Annotated in this window: 18 protein-coding genes and 1 pseudogene; 4 read left to right on the top strand and 15 right to left on the bottom strand. The window is 40.6% G+C overall.

Annotated elements, in window-relative coordinates:
• Positions 1-7: 7 nt before the first annotated feature.
• Positions 8-1,075, bottom strand: a complete 1,068-nt coding sequence (locus tag FTV04_RS01025; RefSeq protein ID WP_180088191.1) for a ferredoxin reductase — start codon at positions 1,073-1,075, stop codon at positions 8-10.
• Positions 1,076-1,243: 168 nt separating this feature from the next.
• Between FTV04_RS01025 and fabR the strand changes: the two genes are divergently transcribed.
• Entirely contained in the window at positions 1,244-1,918 is a 675-nt protein-coding gene (gene fabR, locus FTV04_RS01020) for an HTH-type transcriptional repressor FabR (protein WP_372491111.1), read from the top strand.
• A gap of 62 nt (positions 1,919-1,980) precedes the next feature.
• On the opposite strand, the gene FTV04_RS01015 is transcribed toward fabR, so the two are convergent.
• Positions 1,981-2,778, bottom strand: a complete 798-nt coding sequence (locus tag FTV04_RS01015) for an alpha/beta fold hydrolase (RefSeq protein ID WP_180048880.1) — start codon at positions 2,776-2,778, stop codon at positions 1,981-1,983.
• Between the two features lie 106 nt (positions 2,779-2,884).
• Entirely contained in the window at positions 2,885-3,148 is a 264-nt protein-coding gene (locus tag FTV04_RS01010; protein WP_078193592.1) for a PAAR domain-containing protein, read from the bottom strand.
• 512 nt (positions 3,149-3,660) lie between these two features.
• Here FTV04_RS01010 and FTV04_RS01005 point away from each other — a divergent pair.
• Complete coding sequence (locus FTV04_RS01005; RefSeq protein ID WP_078193593.1) at positions 3,661-4,098, top strand: hypothetical protein; 438 nt, start codon at positions 3,661-3,663, stop codon at positions 4,096-4,098.
• 112 nt (positions 4,099-4,210) lie between these two features.
• On the opposite strand, the gene rapA is transcribed toward FTV04_RS01005, so the two are convergent.
• The 6 genes and pseudogenes from rapA to FTV04_RS00980 form a co-directional block, all read right to left on the bottom strand.
• On the bottom strand, positions 4,211-7,048 hold the full coding sequence (gene rapA / locus FTV04_RS01000) for an RNA polymerase-associated protein RapA (RefSeq protein ID WP_180088189.1): 2,838 nt from the start codon (positions 7,046-7,048) through the stop codon (positions 4,211-4,213).
• Between the two features lie 141 nt (positions 7,049-7,189).
• Complete coding sequence (locus FTV04_RS00995; RefSeq protein WP_180007926.1) at positions 7,190-7,834, bottom strand: RluA family pseudouridine synthase; 645 nt, start codon at positions 7,832-7,834, stop codon at positions 7,190-7,192.
• Positions 7,835-7,967: 133 nt separating this feature from the next.
• Positions 7,968-8,672, bottom strand: coding sequence for a phosphopantetheine-binding protein (locus FTV04_RS00990; protein WP_180007925.1), 705 nt, complete (start codon positions 8,670-8,672; stop codon positions 7,968-7,970).
• 120 nt (positions 8,673-8,792) lie between these two features.
• Positions 8,793-9,123, bottom strand: a pseudogene (locus tag FTV04_RS16690) (IS3 family transposase); the annotation flags it as partial.
• A gap of 338 nt (positions 9,124-9,461) precedes the next feature.
• Positions 9,462-13,982 carry a translocation/assembly module TamB domain-containing protein gene (locus FTV04_RS00985; protein WP_180088187.1) on the bottom strand — a complete coding sequence of 1,507 codons (4,521 nt, stop codon included), beginning with the start codon at positions 13,980-13,982 and terminating at the stop codon, positions 9,462-9,464.
• A 21-nt stretch (positions 13,983-14,003) separates the two neighbouring features.
• Positions 14,004-16,745, bottom strand: coding sequence for an autotransporter assembly complex family protein (locus FTV04_RS00980; RefSeq protein ID WP_180088185.1), 2,742 nt, complete (start codon positions 16,743-16,745; stop codon positions 14,004-14,006).
• A 177-nt stretch (positions 16,746-16,922) separates the two neighbouring features.
• On the opposite strand from FTV04_RS00980, the gene FTV04_RS00975 reads away from it, so the two are divergent.
• Both FTV04_RS00975 and coq7 read left to right on the top strand, forming a co-directional pair.
• Positions 16,923-18,242 carry an MFS transporter gene (locus tag FTV04_RS00975; protein ID WP_180088183.1) on the top strand — a complete coding sequence of 440 codons (1,320 nt, stop codon included), beginning with the start codon at positions 16,923-16,925 and terminating at the stop codon, positions 18,240-18,242.
• Between the two features lie 3 nt (positions 18,243-18,245).
• Positions 18,246-18,881 carry a 2-polyprenyl-3-methyl-6-methoxy-1,4-benzoquinone monooxygenase gene (gene coq7 / locus FTV04_RS00970; protein WP_180088181.1) on the top strand — a complete coding sequence of 212 codons (636 nt, stop codon included), beginning with the start codon at positions 18,246-18,248 and terminating at the stop codon, positions 18,879-18,881.
• 58 nt (positions 18,882-18,939) lie between these two features.
• Here coq7 and FTV04_RS00965 read toward each other — a convergent pair whose 3' ends face one another.
• The 6 genes from FTV04_RS00965 to FTV04_RS00940 all read right to left on the bottom strand — a co-directional run bounded on the left by FTV04_RS00965 (position 18,940) and on the right by FTV04_RS00940 (position 23,445).
• Entirely contained in the window at positions 18,940-19,620 is a 681-nt protein-coding gene (locus tag FTV04_RS00965) for a hypothetical protein (RefSeq protein ID WP_180088179.1), read from the bottom strand.
• 77 nt (positions 19,621-19,697) lie between these two features.
• Positions 19,698-20,276, bottom strand: a complete 579-nt coding sequence (locus FTV04_RS00960) for a DedA family protein (RefSeq protein ID WP_257220684.1) — start codon at positions 20,274-20,276, stop codon at positions 19,698-19,700.
• Positions 20,277-20,438: 162 nt separating this feature from the next.
• Positions 20,439-20,888: a 2-amino-4-hydroxy-6-hydroxymethyldihydropteridine diphosphokinase gene (locus tag FTV04_RS00955; RefSeq protein ID WP_180088177.1), complete on the bottom strand. Its 450-nt coding sequence runs from the start codon at positions 20,886-20,888 to the stop codon at positions 20,439-20,441.
• Positions 20,845-21,225 (bottom strand): dihydroneopterin aldolase, encoded by a 381-nt coding sequence (gene folB, locus FTV04_RS00950; protein ID WP_078188558.1) that lies wholly within the window; start codon positions 21,223-21,225, stop codon positions 20,845-20,847. The genes FTV04_RS00955 and folB overlap by 44 nt, the downstream gene beginning before the upstream one ends.
• Positions 21,226-21,308: 83 nt before the next feature.
• A complete protein-coding gene (locus tag FTV04_RS00945) occupies positions 21,309-22,607 on the bottom strand; it encodes an AarF/ABC1/UbiB kinase family protein (protein WP_180040380.1) in 1,299 nt (432 codons plus the stop codon).
• A gap of 58 nt (positions 22,608-22,665) precedes the next feature.
• Positions 22,666-23,445 carry a HesA/MoeB/ThiF family protein gene (locus FTV04_RS00940; protein ID WP_180088175.1) on the bottom strand — a complete coding sequence of 260 codons (780 nt, stop codon included), beginning with the start codon at positions 23,443-23,445 and terminating at the stop codon, positions 22,666-22,668.
• Between the last annotated feature and the right edge of the window lie 87 nt (positions 23,446-23,532).

Here is a 23,532-nt window from a genome sequence, read left to right as displayed (position 1 = left end):
TTCTACCTTATAAATCAATAACAAGATCTGACTGTGCTGAGTTCACACAAATTTTGAGTAAATTACCCGGCTCTGTATTTTGGCTACCATTGACCATATTTTTAGTCGAACCTTCTACTTTGTTGCAGGCACATTTATTACAAATGCCCATACGGCAACCGTGATTAGGTTTGATATTTTGCTGCTCAAGACTTGCTAGAATTGATTGGCCTTTTGGAATACTGACGGTTTTATTGGATTGCGTAAGCGTGACATTCACAAAGCCAATATCATCCGTTGCGATTGGACTCATGCTAAATGCTTCACTCATAAAGCACTGTGCATGATCAAATAACGCTTCGGCCTGAGTGACGAAACCCGATGGACCACATGCAAACACAGTACTGTGCTCAATGTCGTCAATTTGAGCAGCGTGAGCGGCATTTAATCGTGGATCAGCAACTTCTTCTTGGGTAAAGAAAATTTGAAATTTAAAGTTTGGATATTGATTTGCCAATGCTTCGAAGCGTAATTTGAATGCGGCATCATCGTGATACTTAACCCAGTACATTAACTGAATTGGTTGCTCCGCAATTTGCTTGGTTTTGCTCATCGCTTTCAATAAACTCAACATAGGCGTAATACCACTACCCGCAGCCAATAGTAGCAACGGTGTAGAATTTGACACCAAGGTCATATCACCAAAAGGCTGACCAAATTCTAAGATATCACCCACTTGCGCTTGTTCTACGAGCCAAGTACTCACAATACCCGTATTCACTTTTTTTACACTAAGCAATACGTGTTGATCATCTAACTGAGTCAAACTATAAGTACGTTCGTAACGGATACCATTTACGCGAGCAAAAACAGGATGATGCTGACCAGCTTCGCCAATTTTAAATAAACGGTTCACCTGTATGGTTAGGCTGACCATCTCATTTGCTGCATTTTCTTTTTGTACAATTTTGCCGAGTGCCTGATTACCAGACCATAACGGATTAAATTTCTGCAACCAGAAATTTACCGCATTGACGTCTACAACACTGTCTTTGAGTGCGTTTAAAGGCTTTTTCGCTTTTTCGAGTACATGCATAATCAAATACAACTCATGGGAGGTTTTTAATTATTATACACATGTATATATATTTGTATATACGCTTGTGCATTTAATCGACATTTTCACAAAAGCTATTAGCAGACGCTATAATATGTTAATGTTTTTAATCTATTAAAAAATATGACTCAGTCTGCACAGACGAATATGGTTAACATGTACCAGGAAGAATTACATTCTGAAGCTGAAACTCCACTTGCAGTTCGCACTGTAGGCCGTAAAGCAACGATTACCAAGGAAGAACTGTTTCAGGCAGCGCTTAATTTAATTGGTCCACAAAAAAGTATTTCATCACTGAGTTTGCGTGAAGTTGCACGTGAAGCTGGCATTGCTCCAAATAGTTTTTATCGTCACTTCAAGGATATTGATGAATTAGCCATTGAGTTGATTGATCGAGCTGGTGGTGTGTTACGTCAAATTTTGCATGAAGCACGCCTTCAGGCATCACGCCAAAGCAGTATTATTCGTAGTTCAGTTGAAGTATTTATTCAGCAGCTAGATGCCGATGAAGGCAACTTAAGCCTTTTACTTCGTGAAGGCTATACTGGTTCGCATTCCTATAAAAATGCAGTTGAGCGTCAACTTAACTATTTCCAACAAGAATTAAGAGAAGATTTAATCGTCCTAGAACGTTTAAATCAAAGCAAGTTGGCTCATCCTGACATCGTGGCACGTGGTATTACCCAATTGGTGTTTAACATGGGTGCAAAAGTCATTGATCTACCGACAGAACAACGCAAAGAAGTTGCCGAACAAACCATGATTATGATTCGTATGATCCTGGAAGGCGCTCGCCATTTAGATGAAGCACAGATTCGCTAAAAATTAACGGTCAAAAAAAGGAGACGTTCAGGTCTCCTTTTTTATGAGCAAAATTTATTTTTCTAATGCTGTAAGTACTGCATGACGTGTAGCGCTGTCTGTTTCGGCTGCTCAAGTGGAAACATGTGCCCACCTTCAACTACACTATAATCTATACCATAGGTTTTCTTCATTCCGTCAGGCAAACCTTGTTTATAAAAATGGCTGTTATCTGCGGTGATAAGGTGTACAGGCATTTGAGGGGCTTTTCGTGGAGTACGCCACCACCATGCAGGCACTGTACGGAAGATTTGCGCTTCCACGGCTTTTGGAATGCTGAGGGTCACGCCACCGCGTTTTTCATCAGCGCGAACACCTTGTGCAAAATAATCCTCAAAACATTGCGGATCAAAACTTTTAAATAAACGATTATTCCGTAGTGCCGTATAGGCTTCATCCAAATTTGGCCAATGGTCATTACGCTTCAATGTAATTGCCGCCGGGGTAAGTTTATCGACAGCTTTGAGCTTTAATTTTTGCATACCTTCAAAAATGGCAGACTTAGGACCGATTACGAAAGGTGGATCCATAATAATCAGTTGTGAAAACAAATCTGGACGTTTATAAGCCGCCATAAGGGTGACTAAAGAGCCAAAAGAATGCCCAAGCCCAATCACTTTTTGTTTTGGAAATTGGTGCTCGATATCTGCTATGACTTGATCGACCAAATATCGCCAATCTTTGGTGATCGGATAGCGCTCATCCATACCAATAAGCGGAATCACCTTCACATCAAATTGCGGTGCAAAGTAGGATAAAAACTTTCGATAACTTGCAGCAGGAATACCATTGGCATGGGTAAAATGGATCGCGCTTTTCATCTAAAACTCATCCAATCAACTGATGATGCCACATCATAAAGAGATCAATACGATTTAAACAGGACTCAATGAGTTTATCTAGATGACCTCAAAGTCAGTTTGCAGATTATTTTTGTGAACCGACCATTGATTGATTCGGTAAAAATGTTGCGCCACAAGTGGTTTTATCTCCAGCAACCACAACACCTCGCCCCTTTACCGTTGTACTTTGATCTGCCGCGATCGCAGCCACAGTCGAATTACATTTCGGGCAATAATGTTTCATGCCGTTTAAATGCACCGCAATACCATTAATCACAAATGAAGGTTCACATTCTGAAACCACACCACCGTGTGACGTTTTACTACCTAAGGTAATTAAGGATTTCATATTTTTATTTTCTTCTAACGAACTGCTGAAATTTGAAGCATTTTAACGGAACTACCCACAACTCGCTAGCATCGACGTATAAATTTAACCAAGCCAAAACTTTACTTAACTAAAGCATCAAAACACGACATTAAGCCAGTTCGTGAACAATCATTTGATTATGATGCTATCGCTATATGTCCTAATACATTTAATCATTTCACGTTCATAATTCAATTGATATCAATAACGACAGCTTATGTCGCGATGCCGATTCTTTTACTAATCAAAGCATGTATATTGGGTCAAGCAATGAGCATGAAGCGTAGCAGCCTATTTTACAATTTCAGTATTTAACTAAGCTTCGAATCAGAAAATGGCGCTTTTCTACGACAGGATTAACTTTAGAACGTTCTTAGACTAAACACATTATTCAAAACCATTTTTAGTAAATTTTAGATTCCAAACGTAGCACCATTTCATTTTATAACGCAGATAAATAAAGCATAACCATTCTATTTTCAGGAGGTTTTATGATTTTAATAAATGACTTTGATTTAACCCAACCGCAAAAAGTCATCGTGTTAGACCATACACTAGATGAAACAACCCTATTAACAGAAATACTGGCCTTGTGTAAGACTGCAGACCCAGAGCTCATCGTGGCGGAAAGCAAAGAGGCTGATTTAGTTCTACGCTTATTACCCGAAATACATGATTATTGTGGTGCCATTGCCTTAAAACAGCCGCTATGTAATGACATCGACTTTGATTTACTTAGTGTTCATTATGTAACACGCAGCCAAGCAGAACGAAGTACGATCCAAATTCAGTTAGCAAAAAATCATCCTGACTATACAAAGCTTGATGGCATATTTTATATGTTGGATGAAAATGAAGATTTTGATCAAGCTGTAGAATTGCTGAAGAATAGTTACTTTTTTTATGCCGATGTCGACAATTTAGATTAAAAATAAACAATACAAAACTTTGATTTAGCGTAAATCTGTCGTGATTAATTTTACAGTTATAATTTTAGCCATAAAAAAAAGCACCCTAAGGTGCTTTTTTAAGATTCTTAACTTATGGCTTAACCACTACCATAATTTGAATCGCTTCTGGTATAACCGCTAGACCATCAAGCAGTGTTAAACCTTCTTTTTGCAGTTTTTGTAAACGTGCAATTTCGTCTTCACGAATACTTGGGTTGAACTGCTTCAAATAAGTTAAACGGTCAATTTCATATTGCCATTTGCTACCGTAGATTTCTTTGGCTTGTTGTTTAAAGCCCGGTAATGCACCACGAGCAATTTCAAGCGCTTGCGTATAACGCTGTTCAATGACATCACGACGCGCCTTAACCACTTGGCGGCAACTGTTGCCATCAAGATGATGTAAATAAGGACGTAAAATTTCAGGTGCAATTTTTTGCGATAAATCCTGACCTTTTTCGCTCAGTAATACACGAACCAACTGTTGTGGCAAACTTGACGGCAAATTCAATGCTTTCGGTGCAACGACATCGACTTTAAACCACACTTCCATTAACACAGAACCTTGCGGTAAAGCGGCCGATTTCAATACAGCAACGTTGGTACTACCAAAGCCTTGCGTATTAATCATTTCCATCACACTTTCAGTGAATGGATGCTCAAGTGTTAAATATTGAGCATCTTCACGGATCTGTGCTTGGTCACGATAGAACGTCGCCGTCATACCTTCTTCGTCCAAAGTCAGACCTTGAACTTGCATTTGATCCGTTGGCTTGATGATCACGGTACCATTACTTTGCTCATCAAAATCAATGTTTGTAGACGCCATAAAGCGTTTCATAAACATTGGCAAAGTCGTGTTGTCATCATAATCTTCAAGTGCAGTCACAATTTCTTGTGCCACGATTGGACGGCAAGAGTTGTATTCAAGTAAACGGTCACGACCTTCTTGAAGTTCAGCTTCAAGCGCTTCACGTTGCACACTTACGGCTTCGAGCAGATCTTCAAACTCTTGGCCTTTATCTGCCAACAAACAATCTTTCAGATTGACGATGAAGTTTTCTTGTAAGGTTTGCGCAGTCGGCGAGATATTACAGAAAATATTTAATGCTTCGTTATACCAACGGAACATACGCTCTTGCGCAGTGCCAACCAGATAAGGCACATGAATTTGAATACGATTTTCTTGACCAATACGGTCTAAACGACCAATACGTTGTTCAAGTACGTCTGGGTTTGCAGGCAAGTCAAACAAAACTAAGTCCGATGCAAACTGGAAGTTACGACCTTCAGAACCAATTTCTGAACATAGTAAAATTTGCGCACCGTATGACTCTTCCGCAAAATAAGCTGCTGCTTGGTCACGCTCTAATAGGCTCATGCCTTCATGGAACATCGCTGTGCGAATACCCGCATGCAAACGAAGTACATTTTCTAAAGACTCAACGACTGGACCACTACGTGCAATCAATAACACTTTTTTGTGTTTTAGGTCTGTACGCAGACGTTCCATCAACCACATCACACGTGGGTCGGTTTCCATCCACGAGCCATCAAGCTGCGCTTCTTCAGGCCACATTTGTTCACGTAGCTTGCCATCTTTAGACCAGTTTTCAGGTGCAGGTAATGGCGCAGGCTGACAGTCACGACCTGGGAAGCCTTGAATCGCTTCACGTGTATTACGGAATAAAATACGACCAGTACCATGACGGTCTAACAACTCGTGAATGGCACGAAAGCGTTGTTCTGGCTCGTCAGTAATTCGATGACCTAATAGGCTTTCAATCGCTGCCAAATGCCCTTCTTCGAGTGGCAGATCAGACATCAGCACTTCAGCAATTTTAGCTGTTTGGTGATACTGATCTTCTTCATCCAAGAAACGATCAAGCGAACTAAAACGTTGTGGATCAAGTAAACGTAAACGTGCAAAGTGACTTTCCACACCTAATTGTTCAGGCGTTGCGGTTAATAACAAGACACCCGGTGTTTTTTCAGCAAGTTCTTCAACAAGGTCATAACGGTCATTGCCGCCTTCTTCTTCTGACCACATTAAATGATGGGCTTCATCGACTACAAGCAAATCAAAACCAGCTTCAAGGGCTTGTTCACGCAAGTCATCATGGTCGATCATCAAATCGACACTGGCAATGATGCATTGTTCAGTTAAAAATGGGTTGAGGTCTGGATCGTGCTCTTTAATCGATGCTGTACGTGTCAGATCAAATAATGAGAACTCAAGATTGAAACGACGACGCATTTCAATCATCCATTGATATTGCAATGAATCAGGTACTAAGACCAAGATACGTTCTGAACGACCAGTTTTAAGCTGCTGATGAATAATCAGACCAGCTTCAATCGTTTTACCCAAACCCACTTCGTCAGCAAGTAATACACGTGGAGCAAAACGTTTACCCACTTCATGCGCAATATACAGTTGGTGTGGAATGAGACCCACACGTGAACCCACTAAGCCACGTAAAGGGCTAGACTTCATATTGGCTTGAAGAAGCAGTGCTTCGATACGCAGGTCATACCATTCTTTATAGTCCACTTGGCTTGCAAGTAAACGATCTAATGGTTTTGCTAACTGAATACTTGCACCAATACGTGTTTCATTCAGTGCTTTACGCTCTTCAGTACCATCGGCAAGTTTACGTACCGCGTTATAACGAACCACACCACCACGGTCTTCAAGCGATTCGACAATCCAAATTTGACCTTCTTGGTCTTGGACTTCGTCATTTACATTGAAAACAATACGAGATAAAGGCGCATTGTGACGGGCATAGACACGAGTTTCATCACTTTTTGGGAATAAAATGCTGACCGATCGCTCATCAACATCAATAAGAACACCTAAACCCAGTTCCGTTTCTGTATCTGATAACCAACGTTGACCAATAGCAAACTGCTGCAATTTTTCCACCTTTTTCTCAAGTTCGGTCTGAAAATATTATGCTCAAACTGTGAACGTTATTTGAGCAAAAATCTAGACCATAAAGCAATATATTTTGACATAAAGCCCACTAAATAGTGAGCAGAATTCTTAGGGATTTAAATGATTTTCCTAAAATGGTACAGGACAGTGAAATTCCACTGTTTGCTCTGTTTCAGGATGGTTAAAACTTAAACGCTCAGCATGTAAACATAAACGCGGCATCAGCTTCTGTTGCTCAGGTGTTGCATACAAAGTATCACCAACAATAGGATGACCTAAATATTGCATATGAACGCGAAGCTGATGTGATCGACCGGTAATAGGAGTTAAAACTACACGTGTTACGGCTTGCCCCTGAATCTCAAAATGTTCAGTGGCTTTCCAATGCGTAAGCGCAGGCTTATTGTGTGCAGGATCGGCAATATGCAGTGGCGGATGTTCTGGGTCATATATGACCGGTACATCGACAGTACCTTCACCTTCGAGCGTACCCGCAACCAATGCCTGATATGTTTTTGAAGTTTGACGTTCTTGGAACTGGCGTGAAATTCGATTTTGCCCTTGACGGGTTAATGCAAAAACCAAAATACCTGAGGTATCACGATCCAAACGATGGATGAGCAAGGTATTCGGTTCAATTTTTAATAATCGATTGATAACACAGTCTTGTAAATCTGCTGTTTTTCCCGGAACTGTGAGTAAACCTGCTGGTTTATGGATCACCATAAAGTCAGTATCACGATGTATCAGGTGTTCGGTTAGAAAATTACTCAAAGTTCAATCCAGTTCTGATCTCGAAAAACAAGGCGGCAATAATAAAAAGCTTAGCCAACAATTACAATGCACAAAGCTATATTTCCCGACGTATTTTCCGATTTAGAACAAAAATAATTCCAATTGGCTTTGTTTAATCTGTATTGAGCAATTTTTCTAGCAATGCTTTTAAACTTGCACCATCTAAAAAGTCTTCATAACGAATGTTTGCACCATTGGCACGCCACAACCCAATTAAGCTGACCATGGCAATGGAATCGAGCCCATAACTGCGTAAATCGATTAAGGGATCTATTTCCAATGCGTCCATATCTAACTGTTCTGCGATAGCCAATAATATGCCTTTGGCCGACAAGACGAATTCCGTTGGCGCTGACAGATTCCAAAGCCGCATCAAATTATAACTACTCATATGATGGATACCTTGGCCTGATATGGAGTCCACCCACAGAATATGCTGTTCCTGATTATTCAGCACAATTGCGTCATCAACAATACAGATTTGCTCTGTCACGCTGTATAGATGCGGCAAGATCTGTTTCAGCATAGGCGTGATTTGCCCTGCAAAGATGAGCTGCGGGTGTGTTGTTGCATATTCACCGAGCTGCTGCATGCCTTGAAGTAAATCATCACCATATAAATCGACAATTGGAATCTCTAAGGCTTTGGCTTTATTGGTCAGTTGGATCAAATTTTCCATCAGCTGCGTATCTTGTATGCCCTGCTGCATGCGTAAATTTTGTAAACCAACCAGCACCAATACCGACTGTGTTGATGACAGCTGCCATTTCGCTTGAGAAGGTGCAAATTGGATTTTTTTAGGCATTGGGTAAAGCATACGGGCTCGGTACAAAACTTATGTTAGAACAACTGTTATGTTACCGCAGAACCGAGTCTCAAAGTGGCTTTCATCTTATGATGATGTACTTGGAGGTGATTTCACTTGTTGGACAACTAAAACTGAAATTTGAAGTGAGCTGCAAATTAACTTTTGTGGTTGAAGCGCCCCATTTTCTTCAACACACCTTCTGAAAAATCACTTTTTCATGCCTGCTCGCCGATTTTTGCATGTAGTTTTTTTTAGATCAATTTGCAGTTCTATAAGAGCTTTTAATTGATCGAAAGCTTGCAATGAGGCTGCGATCAATTGATTTTCCCAGTCGATAATTTGGTTTTGATAAAATCAAATTCAGCACTTAATTCAACAAGTGTTTTTCCGCTTTAATCGCAGCAAATGCTCACTTAGCTTTAAAATCATTTGAATGATTTCTTCTTGGTCCATGTGCCATAAAATACTGATATATTGATGTTTACAACATCATTTAGGGAGACAAATATACTTATGTCAATTGTCCAAATTTCCTGATCCTTCTCTCAACAAATTTAATACTTTTTTGAGGCCAATTGTTTGAGCTACTGTTTGTGGAAACACACCTCTTTTATTTTTTAATAGCTCTACACCCGCTTTAAGCACTTCAAATATGTATGATTGTAGGATCTTTCTTAAAGGGTTGTGTTACACAAAACCGCTTTATAGACCTATTTTTGTCTAGTCTAAAAATTATTAGATCAGCCATAAACAAGAATTTTTATTAAAAACTTAAATTATCACTTATAATTCAATACCTTAGAAACGCCAATTATAAAACAAGTCAATTGCTCGTTCTAAAGACTGACTCGCTTCCAAGTACAAACGTTGATTCATTTGATAACGTAAGGTCAGTTTATTCACTGGCGTAAATACCCCGACACCATAACGAATGAATAAGTCAGGTGTGATATAACCCGTCACAGAAACCTGAGTATCATCTCCTGTTCCTTGAGCATCTAATGCCAAACCACTCAGACCAAATGTACGACCAATTTGATTGGTCAATGCACGTGTACCACCCAAGCCCATACTAATACCGGCTGCAGCAATCGTATTGTTCACATCTGAACGGAAACCTTCCGCCTGACTTAAACCTGAACTTCCTTCATTGATACGACCTGTAATTAAGGCATTTAAGGCTTCTTGTTCAGACAGACCTGCATCGTTATACACCTGAATTGCTGGACTTGATGCTGTACCCGTCACACGAACACCAACGGTACTGCCTTGAACGGCTTTATTGGCATCAATATCTAAAGTTGGGTTCGCCAATGGTCCATTAAAACGGGCAATCGCACGGTTCAAGTCCAGACTTTGACCATAAGCTTCGATTTTCACACGCTGAGAAACACCGATTGCACCATTGGCACGCATTGCTGTTTCTAAACCACGTTGTGTCAAATTCAAACGACCAATCAACGGAATTCGGCTATCAAAACCTTGGAAAATCACTTGATTACCAATATTCACCTGTACGTCAGCGCGAATATCCCAAGGACGTGCCGATTTTAAGATCTCAAGTTGGTTATCACCTTCATGTACCACACGTACATCTGAAGATACCCCAACCACTGTTGCAGACGATTCTGGCATCGAAATCAATGCACGCGGCACATCAATTTTACCTTTTAAGGTTAATTTCTTACTGAAAGGCAGCACATCTAAAGATAAATCAGGCGTTACAACAGCGGTGATCAATGGCGCTTGACGGACTAACATTTCATTACCCGTTAAATTCAACTGGATACGTGGATCATTTTTCCAGTCAATATTTCCGGTTAATTTGCCCACACCACGCCCACTGTTAAATGCACCATCAATCGTCGCATGGTTTTGACGTACAGCAGAATACAACTGAATATTGGTCAAGTTCACAGGCAATGAAATCATGCTAATCGAGCCATTTTTCACTCGAATCTCACCATCCATTAAAGGCTGTGACAATGTTCCGCTAATTTTTGCCGCATAAGACAACGTACCGCCCATTGAACGGACATCTTGTATAAATGGTTTTAAGATTTTCAATTGAACTTGGTTAAAGGCCACTTCACCACGGATCGGTTTATTGGCTTTATACGGATCAATAATAATATTGGCATAACCTGTACCAATATCTGGGGCTTTGGTATCGAGTCGAATTTGTAGCCCTTCAGCGACACTTTTCGCCATCAAGCCAACTTCATCATATTTTAAAGTGGATGCTAAATACTGTGGATCTTCAGCTGCTAAACCAAGTAAACCGTCACGAGTCACTAAACGTGCATCAATTTTAGGTTTTGCACCTTTCGCCCAAGACGCTTTTGCATAACCATTCACTTTACCCGTAATCGCCAGGCCTTCAGGCATAAATGCTGCAAAATCATTTAAGTCTAGGTTCTTTGTCACAAAGGATACATTGCCGCGGTTTTTATTCACACGAATCGGCTGATCAAAACATAATTCACTTTGCTGGCTCATCCAACAATGTGCGCCAACAAATAAGTCAGACTGTGCAGTGTTGTAAATAATCGATGCATTTTGACGCTGCACAAGACGGGTACGTAAGGAGTCAAAATCGCCTTTTTGAATCTGACCGAGCCAATTATTTTGTGCGTTAAAACCACCAGCTAACTGCACATAAAATTTTGATAATTTATTTTCAGCACTGACTTTTAATAAATGCGCATTACGTGTTCCTGCTAGTGAAATTTGACCTTTCACAATCTCACGGTTGTTACTGCGTAAATTATCCATCGTTGCCGTTAATAAACTTGGTGAAGTCGCAGAAGTTGGCAACTCGCCTTGCACCCGTATTTTTTTCACACTGAATAAATTATTAAAAGCAAAATCATCTATTGCGATATTGGCAGATGCTTGCAGTCGTGGTTGTGCTTGAACATTTAAGTAGCCATAAGCACGTCCACGTAGGCCTGCATAAATTTCATATAATGCCGGTGCATTAATTTTCAATTGTAAATTTTGTGCATTACCTGTGGCTTGAATTTGGTTATTGGCATAAGCCAACAGTAAATTATTCGCTTCAAACTGTTTTGGCATAAAACCAGATTGATTTGAATTAATCACCATCGCCAAGTTACCTTGACCACGGACAGGTTTGTTATTGATCATACCTGCCAAATTCAGACGTTCAATTTGAATACGTTTTAGCGTATCTGACCACACACCACTGGTTTTTAAATTTCCAGATAATTCACCCCGTACATTTGAGGCAAAGTAATGCGGCTTAAAATGCACCAGTGATGCATTGATATCCCAACCAATGGCTTTTTGTAGTAAAACTTGTCCATTGGCAGAAATTTTACCTGCCACACCATCATGACGCAGCTCGGTAATTTTAATGAGTTCTGGGGTACCAAATACTTTGAAAATCAAACTGCCTTTACTTGCGGCAACTTGGCTTGCATTGAGGCCACCATTATAATTCACAGCAAAAGCTTTAAAGCCTCCACCTTGTTTCTCATCATGGAAAGTCAGCGCAGCAGTAGATTGACCTGTTAAATGAACCGTTTCATTTTGCTGTGCTAGTCGGCCTAACAAATCAATATTATTCAGCTGAATAATCTGTTGATTTGGTTTTGCATAACCATTGGCTTTTAATGACCCTGTAATTTGATCGACAGGCGCAGCAGCTACGATGGTTTGCGGATTGAACTGCTGTGCTTGTACATTGGCTTGCCATTTCAGCATACGTTTTTGATCAGGCAATTCTACAACTGCGTTACCTTTGAGCTGACCTTTGTCGGCCACATAACTAAAGGCAGGGACATTAAGATTGTTATTTTTTAGATTGAGTTTGGCTTGATATTGTCCAGCAGGCAGAGCACCTTTTTCATGTCGTGACACGGTGGTCGCCACATTAATGTTTTGCTGACCTTCTGTAAGCGCCAATTGCACATTGCCCAAATCACTACTCAACCATCCAACATATGGCACTGCACGGTCTATATTTTTCCAAGACACATCCATCAGCATCGGCTGAGCTTTATTATTTTTGGCAGGTGCTTGATCGAGTTTTAAATTCCAAGTTTCATATTGGTCAAAATCCACCAACGCCGTCAGGTGCATGCCTTTTTCAAGGGTCCCTTTAGACGCAATCTTACTGTTTAAATTTACAGGTAGAAAATCTTGAACCACCTGCGGGATCAGCTTATGTTTTGGATTAATTTTATCTAAACGACCGCTTACATCCCAAGTGACCTGATCTTTCCAACTCACCACGCCACCCAAGTTGACAGCGCCGCCCATTACTTGTCCATTTAGGTTAGTAATATCAAGTTGGTTGACCAAGTCCGTACTCATGAGCGCAGTATATTTACCTTCAGGGATATTGGCACCGCTCAGGTCCGTGTCTAAATCTAAATTAAGACGCTGAATATCCCCTTTGAATTTTGCCAGACCATTTTTAGCAAAAAGCTTTTGCTCCGTCAGTAAAGGTAAATGATAGTTTTTAAATTTGAGTGCACCAAACATTGGAACATGTGGACGCATTGGATGAACCACAGCCCAACCAGTTAAAAGATCTGGGGTATGAGTTGCCACACCAGCTTGAATCGTATCAAGAGATCCTTTAGCCACCACTTGAATATCATGAATTTTCAAGCTTTCACGTAGTGAAGGTAAATTGACAATCCCCACAGCATTTAGCGGATACTTGTCTTCAAACTTCATATTCCCAGACGCTTGGCGCACAGACAAATACCCCATATCCATACGGGTATCTTCAAATTTTAATTCCGTCCCTGACCAAAGCGCTTCATTTAATTCAATGTCATAAAAATCTACACCTGAACTGTGCGTTTTAATCAGCATATGATCTAAATCTGCATGATCGACACGAAGTACGAAAGGCAAACGGATTTCACTAAATGCAAAAGGTTTATCGCTAGGTGGGGTCTTGGTAATAATTTGCAGATTTTTAACATCTGCCTTATTTAAATGAATTTCTTTATTAATAATGGCGCGCCAGCCGAGTGTAATATCGGCACGGTCAATCTTTACATCGACAGGTTTTAGCGTAACGAGGACATTTCGTAGAATAATGCCCCGCCACAGGTTACCACCTTCATATTCATAGTGAATGATTTGCTGACGTTCCAGAACACGGTCAAGTAAAAACTTACTGCCTTTGTCTGTAGAGAACATAACTGCTAATGCAGCCACCAAAAAGATAAGCACGAACACGAAGGTCAAAATGACACTTCGAAGAATACGACGCTTCTTCGGCAGTTGTTCTACCGGCGTTTCGTTTTCTGGTTCTTGCTGCTCTTGTTCAGTCATAAAAAACACATCACCTAAAAATTATAATTGTGAACCAATAAAGAAATGTAAACGAATTGGTTTGCTGTCGTCAGAAAGTCCCGTAGCCACATCTAAACGAATTGGACCAATTGGCGATGCCCAACGTATCCCCACACCTGCGCTATATGCAGTCGGTGTATTAAAGTCTTTATCGTAAGCATTACCGAAGTCACTAAAGACCGCAGCACGCCAACCTTCTTTAAATTGGTAGTTATATTCTAATGAGCCAGTTGCCAAAACTTGACCACCAATTTTATAGCCATCTTCTTCAGCCGCTAAACTCTTATAGTCAAAGCCGCGAATGGTTTGGTCACCACCGGTAAAATAGCGTAAGTTATAAGGAACTTTATCAAAGTTCTCTGTCAGAATATAACCTACATCACTGCGCCCCACGAACTGGTGATTATCATTTTCACCCAATGAATAAATAAAGCGCCAGCCCGCATTCAAGATAGCCATATCAACATCCGAAAGTAAGCTTTCACTTCCGACTTCAACTTTATAGGTTTGCTTTATCCCTTTACTTGGATTCACACGTTTATCTGAGTCGGTTCGAGAAATTTCATAGCCAAACATTAAGGATTGCTGTTCATTGTTAGTATTGACCAAGAACGCATCTGGAATATCATCACTAGGATTAAGTCCGTCATCAGTAATACGGTCCAAACGATAACGTAAACCAAAGGTATGCTGCCAACTACCACGGGGGTTTTTAATAATCCGGTCCACACCCGCTACAGCAGATTCAATGGAAAGATTAACACCTTGACCGACATCATCACGTTCTTCACGTTCATAACCACCGACTAAGCTGACATAGTCATTTAATGGGTGGTTATATGGAATGTTATAGCGTCCATCAATCGATTGACGGATTTTGGATACTTCCATGTTGGCGTCAAAAGAATGACCACGTTTATTCACGATGGCACGGCGATACTGGCCACGAACACGTGTGCCTGTATCAGTACCAAAACCTGCACCAATTTCTGCACTATTCAGCTTGTCTGCATTCAGTGTCACGATCACAGGGACTTTTTTATCTTCGCGTGCTTGCGCTTTTAAGCGATCTTGTTCTGCTTGTTTGGCATCTTGCGTATCTTGCAAACTGCGTAATTTAGAGGATTGCTCTGCATCATTCACCCCCGCAAATTGGTCTTCATCAACCACTTTTTGCGTGACTTCTTTATTCGACATCACTTCAGTTTTATCTTTCACCACTTGTGAACTTTCAGACAACTGATTTTGATCAACCAAGGTCTGAATATCTGGTGGCAGTTCAAGCGGCTTTTCAATCGGGTCTGGTCGAATCGCATCAACCAAGGTGTAGTTAAAATAGCGCGAGTTCGTCAGGTTATTGGCCAAACCATTCACACGCCAGAAAGTATAGTCAGCACCGTCTTTCCACGTCACCAAGCTTTCTAAAATATCGCGATCCAATGGAAACTCTGCATTCGGATCACTCATTCTAAATTCGACTTCGCCCAGCTTATAACGCTCGCCCGTTTCAAAGCGCAAATTGATATCGGCTGTATTTTGTGGTTGAGCCACTCTTACATCGTGCAAACGCCAGTACGAGTCGAAATAACCGTTATTAGTTGCTGCATCATTAATTCGGCCTTTCGTCGTTTCGTATTTACCATGATTAAGAATGTCACCTTCTTCCTGATCTGGTAATACACCAATCACCTGAAACTGAGCTTGGTTCGCCCCAGCCCCAGAAAATTCAACATTCTGTTTTTCAATTTGCACAGGCGTATTTGGTGTAACCAATACACGAACTTTGCTGTCAGACACTTTTTCAAATTTGAATTCAGATTGATAGAAACCCACGGCTTGCGCGGCTTGATTGGACAAGCTACGTAATTGAGGCAAAGCTGATGGAAAATCACTAAAGGATTCTTGAGTAAAACTTGAAAGCTTGCCTTTAATATTGGCTTTGAGATCTTCCAGTGCCGCACCGTAGGCTTTACTCGACGTTTGACTGGTATTATGTGCTGATGTAATTTCAACATCCGCACTAATTCGTGGCACTTTTGCCGTGTTCATCTGACGTGGCGGACGTACTTTATATAATAAGCGCTTGAAAATACCCGGCTCTGCATCATCCTCAACTGTTGGGTTATGCAGCTCTTGCAGAGTATTGGCATTTTCATTTCGTGTCGCGGTAATTTCATTATCCGAACGAATTTCACCCATGAGCTGATCAATATTGACTGGCGCTTGGTTAATTTCCGTTAACTCTTTTTGGGTAATATCTGCAACAGCAACTTCTGTTTGCTGTGTTGCACGGTACTCCTGCGCTTGACGTTTGGCTTCTTCAGCAACTTGGAAGATTTCATTCGCCATGTTTTGATCAACAGGTGTCACGGGTAAGTTTTCTAAATCTTCAAACTCAATGGGTTTAAATTCTTGTAGTTGAGTTCCTGCTTGCTGCTGTTCTTGCAGCATTTTCATGCTATCAACAGATTCTTCTGGTTCATTTATATTTTCAATTTTTTCAATTGCTTCAGGCGTCGATAGCCCTTGCTTTACAGCCTCATCCTTGATTTCAGCAACAATCTCTGCTTTTGTATCGGTAGATGTTGGAACCGTTTCTGCGGGAGTTTGGGCGAAACTATGCTGAGCACACAAGGTCAAAAAGATGCTCATATATAGACTTTTATTGCTATGATGCTGTCGTATGCAGTGAGCCATACTGTGATGAAGCATTGTTTTTTTAAACTTGATTTTTGCAGGCATAGCAAACTCTAACAAATTTCATTATGTAATGGACTTAGTCAATCAGATTTAGAGCTAAAGATCTTATATCTATTGGTTTTTCGCCATCCCCAAACTCAAAAACATATTACATGATTTTTTTAGAGATTTTACCAATCACTCACATTTCTTAATAAAACTTAATGTAGCAAGACGCTTATGAATAACAACGAACATCTGCTAGGTACACGCCGTTTCCTGCCTATGTTTTTGACCCAATTTTTTGGGGCGCTCAATGACAATGTCTATAAACAGGCTTTATTGTTGGTCATCACCTATGGATTAATCCAACAACAGGCATTACCCATCAGCACGCTAAACAATCTAGCTGCATTATTGTTTATTTTACCCTACTTTATTTTTTCAGCGACAGCGGGACAGATCGCAGATAAGTTTGAACGTTCACAACTTGTCCGTGGTATCAAAATTTTAGAAATTATCATCATGATCATCGGCAGTATTGGCTTTCTGACCAGTCATTTATGGTTATTATTGCTGGCGTTATTTTTGATGGGGACCCATTCGACATTTTTTGGTCCAATCAAATATGCGATTTTGCCTGAAATTTTAAAGCCCAATGAACTAATGTCAGGCAATGCGCTCTTCCAATCGGCAACGTCCATGGCGATTTTATTCGGGATGATCTTGGGTGGTGCTGTGATTGCTTCATCACAAGGCAATTTAATGTGGATCAGCCTGACAGTGATGACCATCGCTATTTTAGGTTATATCACCAGTCGTTTTATTCTTAAGCAAAATGTCACAACACCGGATTTAAAAATCGATTGGAACTTTTTCCGTACCAGTTACCAAACGATGAAATATGCCAAAAGTTTACCGCTGATTTTTACCATTTTATTGGGGAACTCGTGGTATTGGTTTTATGGTGCAACCTACCTCACTCAAATTCCACAAATGACTCAGCAAAACCTACATGCTTCTGAAAATGTCGTTAGCTTGCTATTGACCTTTTTCTCTGTCGGTGTGGGCGTGGGTTCATTGCTTTGTCGTAAATTGGGCGGCACCCAAGTCAATATTAAGATGGTTCCAATCGGTGCTGTAGGTTTAACGGTATTTGCACTGTATTTAGCACTTAGTTTAACGCTTGTCCCGACTCAAACTGGCCCACTTATTACCCTTTCAGAAGTTTTTCATCAAGGTTGGGGCTATTACCATGTCATGATTGCCGTGACTTTATTGGGTATTAGTGGTGGTTTTTACATCGTTCCGCTCTATGCAATGATGCAAGCTTACTCTCCACGCTCACATCGTGCGCGAGTCGTTGCCGCAAACAACATTTTAAATGCGGTATTTATGGTATCTTCTGCTATATTTTCAATTATCATTCTGAGTGTTTTAAAGATTGATATTAAGATACTTTTTTGTATAACCGCAGTGCTCAGTGCAATCTTTTGTATTTGGCTGCTATTACACATCAAACCTTTGCTTCAAACTACGCAAGTCTCTCTGGAGGATTAATCCATGCGTCAATTTACAGGTGTCGACAAACTTATTCACTCATTTGATCAGGCCTTACGTAGTTTAGTTCCCGGAGCAACGGCTGCACATCGTGATAATCCGTCGGTTGCTGAAAAGACTCAACTTGCAGTCAGCGAAGCACGCCATGTGGCAGGTCTAATGCGGGTCAACCATAGTGGTGAAGTGTGTGCTCAAGCGCTTTATCATGGCCAAGCCCTCACCGCGAAACTTCCAAATGTACGCCGTGAAATGGAACAAGCTGCGATTGAAGAACAAGATCATTTGGCTTGGTGTGAAGACCGCTTAAAAGAATTAGACAGCCATACCAGTCTGCTCAACCCTATTTGGTACGGCCTTTCTTTTGGGATGGGTGCATTGGCAGGTATTGCCGGTGATAAATACAGCTTAGGTTTTGTCGCTGAAACTGAGCGTCAAGTGAGCCTGCATTTAGAAGATCACATCCGCCAACTTCCTGAACAAGACGAACGTTCACGTAAAATCTTAGTGCAAATGAATGAAGATGAGCTGCATCACCGTGATACAGCACTCAATGCAGGTGGTGTAGACCTTCCTGTTCCAGTTCGTATTGCCATGACTGGTATTTCAAAGCTGATGACCAAAACCAGTTATTACATTTAATGATTTTCGCTAAGTTTTATAAATAGTGAAAAAAAAGCCTGCAATGATGCAGGCTTTTTTATGAGAAATCTTTTGACTTTAATACAATAATTCCTTCACCATCAAAACAGTTTATAGGCTGCCATCGACTTGGTGTAAACCAATCAAAATTCAAACTATAACGTTGTGCAGTGGACGGATAACCTGATCCCCCTAATTCAAGCAGCCATCCTGCCGGACAAATTACTTTTTGGTTATTCATCATAACGGTTTGATCATGTGCCAACTCAAGCAATAAATGGCGATGCAGCTCAAATGCAATAACATCAAATCCAGCTATTTGAATCGGCTGTGGAAAACGAGCCGATGTCAAACCTTGACGAATATCAGTCATCTGTTCCAGAGTATAATCGGTTTCAAATGATCGGTTAATCCACGTGCCTTCAGGCAGTACAACCTCTCCAAAGTTTAAGGGTTCCTGCAACTGTATATGAATTTTCTTTTGATGCTGCCACTCTGCATAGTCAGAACTAAGATCTGAAATCACGAACAATCCCAGCGTTACTGCAACAAATAAAGGGAAAAACAATACGCCAGATAAACCAATTTTAAGTACCGCATTTACTTTATATGGTCGATTTTTTTGCTTTTTATACCAATTATTCCAACTCAACCAAATCGCAATGACAATAAATAGCACCAAAATCGCAAAGCAAATAATAAGGAAACCTCCCGCACCCACACCATAACCTAAGCCCATATTGCGCTCACTAAATATCCCTTTAAATCTTTTGATTATGTTTTGACGATTTTATCAGATCAGCCACGTTCACTTTATCAATGTTGATGATGCTTACGCCACCACTTCAACACCGTATAGAGCACACGGAAGAATACGATACATAAAATAACGGCAATAACGATGTAAATATCTTGATGATAAGGCAGCATTTTCGCCCAAAATAGATGTAAATAATGACTGATTTGGAAGCCAATCGTTGCGACCAACATCGCCCAAATAAAACAGGCAACCAGATTAATCAGCACATATTTCCAAACAGGATAAGCACGCACACCTACTGCAATAGGTAAAATAGTTCTAAAACCCCAAGCAAAGCGCATAAATAAAATGGTCAAAATAGGATAACGTTCAATAAACTGGCTCGCACGATCGAATTTTTGTGCAAATTCTGCATTCGACTGGATAAGTTTTTGCCCATAGCGAGCGCCCATTTGATAATAAAACTGATCGCCAATAAAACTGCCCAACATCGCCACTGCAATCAACATTGGAAAATGAAGTATGTGTTGATGGACGGCATAGGCGCCAATCATCAGCACTGTTTCTCCCTCAAACAATGTGCCAATAAAAATCGCAATATAGCCATAATGCTGAATCAGATCAGTCCAGTTCATATCATTATTTTGAAGCTAAAAAAGATAATGTAATCCTGCGACAGCCTATACGCTAGCGCATACCATGACAGGATTTGAATATTTTTGTTATTGTTTATCTAGCATAGTTAGGTCAGTTTGAAATACCACTCATGTGCATTGAAAACATTGCGTTTCATTCGCTCAATCCACTAAAACTTTTTGACAACTCACCATAGGAAATTGATGTGCTGGATGTTCAAACATCTCATTTTTCCAAATGTCGAACATTGGAATTTTAACATCGAGTGCTAATGGCAGTTTTTTCGGATTAAATTGCATGTGCGCTAAGCCTTCGCCCCACGCGATCAGATCTAGATCCAAAGCGATATTATGAGACGGACGAACACGACCTGAGTCTGCTTCCATTTTTTTCAGTAAGGTGCTGATTTCATCTACAGATAAACTGCTTTTCACCAAACAAGCTGCATTCCAATAATCCGCCCCAATGCCATCACGACAAGGAATCACATAAATTTTGGAAAATTCAGCATGACCCAAAGCCTGAATTTGACGTAAAGCCAGTTGAAAATGCAGTTTGGGATTGAAATTACTCGCCAGAGCTAGGGCGAAAATCGTTTCGGTGGCGTTCAAGACGAATTCCTACAGAATTGGCTTGCGCGATAATGGCAGGCTTCCGGATGGTAATCATAATAGATTCAATACTGTCATAGGTAGCGAAAAGTGCATCAATCACCAGTTTTGCTGCATGTTCGATCAATTTAGGTTGAGCAGTTTGAATGACTTTGGCTGATATTTCGCAAATTTCAGCATAATTCAAGGTATCTTCAAGCTCATCTGACTGAGCCGCCTGCGCTAAACTGGTTTGAATATTGAGGTCGAGCATCAAAGGCTGAATAATCTGACGCTCCCAATTGAAACAGCCGATGACGGTCTCAACTTTCAAACCTTCAATGATAATTGCGTCCATTCTTACACTCAAATTAAAATCTTAAACATCGATAAAATCCTCCTGTTAAAGAAGGAGGGTTTTATTTATATCTTGCGGCTAAATTATTGCTTCAACAATAAATTAGGGTCCATAGTCTGCACCATTTGAATACGCTGGTCTGCATAAATATCAGTATATGGCGCAAGGATGCGCATAAAGCGGTCAAAGTACAACATTTGTTTGAATAATAAAGCGAAGTCACGTGGGAAGCGAATACCATGACGCTCTCCGACTTGTACCATATCCATCATGATGTCATTCAAATCGGCAGGATTTGAGGTTAATAATTCCTGTGGATCAGCCAAAAGCACACCGCTAAATAAACGCTCTAAATCGGCAGCTAAGACTTGTGTGTCAATTTTGACAGCCGTCATGCCCATTTTCAGCATGTTTTCAGCCATCAAGTTGTAGTCAGTTTTTTGTAGGGCATCCATAAACGCAATACATGCTGTCCACACTTCAGGTTTCAACTGGCCCACGATACCAAAATCGATGAAGCCTACTCGACCATCTTCTAGCAGCATCAGGTTGCCTGCATGTAAGTCTGCATGGAAACTGTTACATAACATCAAGCTGCCAAACCATGTATTCATCGCTGTCACCAAAACTTGCGATGGATCTTTAGCGACTTTCTTGACCACGTCAAAATCGGTCAATGGCACGCCGTATAAACGTTCCATGGTTAAGACACGACGTGTTGAATATTGGTGATAAACCTTTGGTGCTGTTGCGGCTTTGTTTTGAGTTACGTTCAGATAATTCACAAAGTCGTCAAGATTTTGAGCTTCTTCAATAAAGTCCACCTCACGTACCATGCGAACTTTAATTTCTTCAACGATATCTGCAAGTGAAGCAAATTTGACTTTGGGTACAGCTTTTTCGACCAGTTTAGTAGCCCAATGTAAGACGTTTAAATCTGTATAGAGAATCGTCTCGACACCCGGTTTTTGCACCTTAATAACAACATTTTCACCAGTGACCAATTTAGCGGCATGCACCTGTGCAATCGATGCAGAAGCCAAAGGCTTTTCATCAATTGAAGCAAATATTTCATCTAAATTACGACCAGCAAATTCTGAAGCCAATACCTGCTGCACATAACTAAACGGCAATGACGGTGTCTGATCTAAACAGCCTTGGAACTCTTCGACATATTCACGCGGAAATAAAGAAGGTGTACTGGCAATAAATTGACCCAATTTAATATAGGTTGAACCTAGTGATTCAAAAGTTTCACGCATTAATTTTGCGTTACTTGGTTTTTCAGTTGCATATTTAAAGCCGGCTTTCGCCGCAACGACAGCGGTCTCACCCATGCGGGCAACCGAGCGAATTCCATCTAACCAGATATTGTTTTTCATAATGTCTTAGAAAAAAATAATTAACGTGAGTGTAGCAAAAAAATAAGGGCTTGCTGCTTTATCTTGCCTGACAGATTGGACAATCGGGATCTTTTTCAAAAGCGAGAATTTTTTGTTTCATTGACCGACCATCCCACAACAAAAGCTTTTGTTTCAGTGCTGTCGTCCCCAAACCCAAATAGAGTAAGGCATGATGTGCTTGCAAACTTGCCATAACATTTGGTGTGGTTGCAAGCACACCCGAGTCTGCACAGCGCAAACTTTCACTGGTATGATGTTCTTTTGGAAATAAACATTCATAACAGGCAGCATCGGCTTCAACCATAAATAACTGCCCTTGAAAGCCAATTGCAGAAGCACTAATCAGCGCCACACTATTTTCTACGCAGCTTGCATTGACCAAATAACGCGTGCTGAAATTATCACAACCGTCGAGAACCAAATCTTGCTGTGAAATCAATATCTTTGCGTTGCTTTCATCTAATTTTGTGGTATAGCTTTGCACTCGGATATGCGGGTTAATCGCTTGTAAGCGTTTAGCCAAAATTTCAGCTTTATAAAAACCTACATCGTGTTCGATATACGCGATTTGTCGTTGCAAATTACTGATTTCAATGCGATCTGCATCGATTAAAGTAATTTGTCCGACGCCTGCACGTGCCAATAATTCGGCTGTAGTACAACCAATTCCACCACACCCTACGATGAGTACATTGGCAAGTTTTAGCTTCTCTTGCGCATCGATGTCCCAACCATCAAGCAATATTTGACGGCTGTATAGATGCATTTCATCATCACTTAATTCCATGTCTGAATCTAGATCGAGCTGTGCATCCATGTTCTGCTATCTCATTTAAAACATAAAACCGAGGCCATTATAACGAGCAATCCAAAGATAAGGACGAAAATAAATATTCAATTTTGC

The sequence above is a fragment of the Acinetobacter sp. YH12219 genome, assembly GCF_013417875.1.
Classification (GTDB): Bacteria; Pseudomonadota; Gammaproteobacteria; order Pseudomonadales; family Moraxellaceae; genus Acinetobacter; species Acinetobacter amyesii.
This window is presented reverse-complemented; position numbering and strand designations above follow the sequence as displayed.

Coding starts and splice junctions, on each gene's coding strand:
- folB (WP_078188558.1), bottom strand. CDS start 21,225: ATGGACGCAATTATCATTGAAGGTTTGAAAGTTGAGACCGTCATCGGC.
- coq7 (WP_180088181.1), top strand. CDS start 18,246: ATGCGTCAATTTACAGGTGTCGACAAACTTATTCACTCATTTGATCAG.
- FTV04_RS00960 (WP_257220684.1), bottom strand. CDS start 20,276: ATGAACTGGACTGATCTGATTCAGCATTATGGCTATATTGCGATTTTT.
- FTV04_RS00990 (WP_180007925.1), bottom strand. CDS start 8,672: ATGCTTTACCCAATGCCTAAAAAAATCCAATTTGCACCTTCTCAAGCG.
- FTV04_RS01025 (WP_180088191.1), bottom strand. CDS start 1,075: ATGCATGTACTCGAAAAAGCGAAAAAGCCTTTAAACGCACTCAAAGAC.
- fabR (WP_372491111.1), top strand. CDS start 1,244: ATGGTTAACATGTACCAGGAAGAATTACATTCTGAAGCTGAAACTCCA.
- FTV04_RS00940 (WP_180088175.1), bottom strand. CDS start 23,445: ATGGATGCACAGCTCGATCTAGATTCAGACATGGAATTAAGTGATGAT.
- FTV04_RS00980 (WP_180088185.1), bottom strand. CDS start 16,745: ATGCCTGCAAAAATCAAGTTTAAAAAAACAATGCTTCATCACAGTATG.
- FTV04_RS01015 (WP_180048880.1), bottom strand. CDS start 2,778: ATGAAAAGCGCGATCCATTTTACCCATGCCAATGGTATTCCTGCTGCA.
- FTV04_RS01005 (WP_078193593.1), top strand. CDS start 3,661: ATGATTTTAATAAATGACTTTGATTTAACCCAACCGCAAAAAGTCATC.
- FTV04_RS00985 (WP_180088187.1), bottom strand. CDS start 13,982: ATGACTGAACAAGAGCAGCAAGAACCAGAAAACGAAACGCCGGTAGAA.
- FTV04_RS00965 (WP_180088179.1), bottom strand. CDS start 19,620: ATGGGCTTAGGTTATGGTGTGGGTGCGGGAGGTTTCCTTATTATTTGC.
- FTV04_RS01010 (WP_078193592.1), bottom strand. CDS start 3,148: ATGAAATCCTTAATTACCTTAGGTAGTAAAACGTCACACGGTGGTGTG.
- FTV04_RS00975 (WP_180088183.1), top strand. CDS start 16,923: ATGAATAACAACGAACATCTGCTAGGTACACGCCGTTTCCTGCCTATG.
- FTV04_RS00945 (WP_180040380.1), bottom strand. CDS start 22,607: ATGAAAAACAATATCTGGTTAGATGGAATTCGCTCGGTTGCCCGCATG.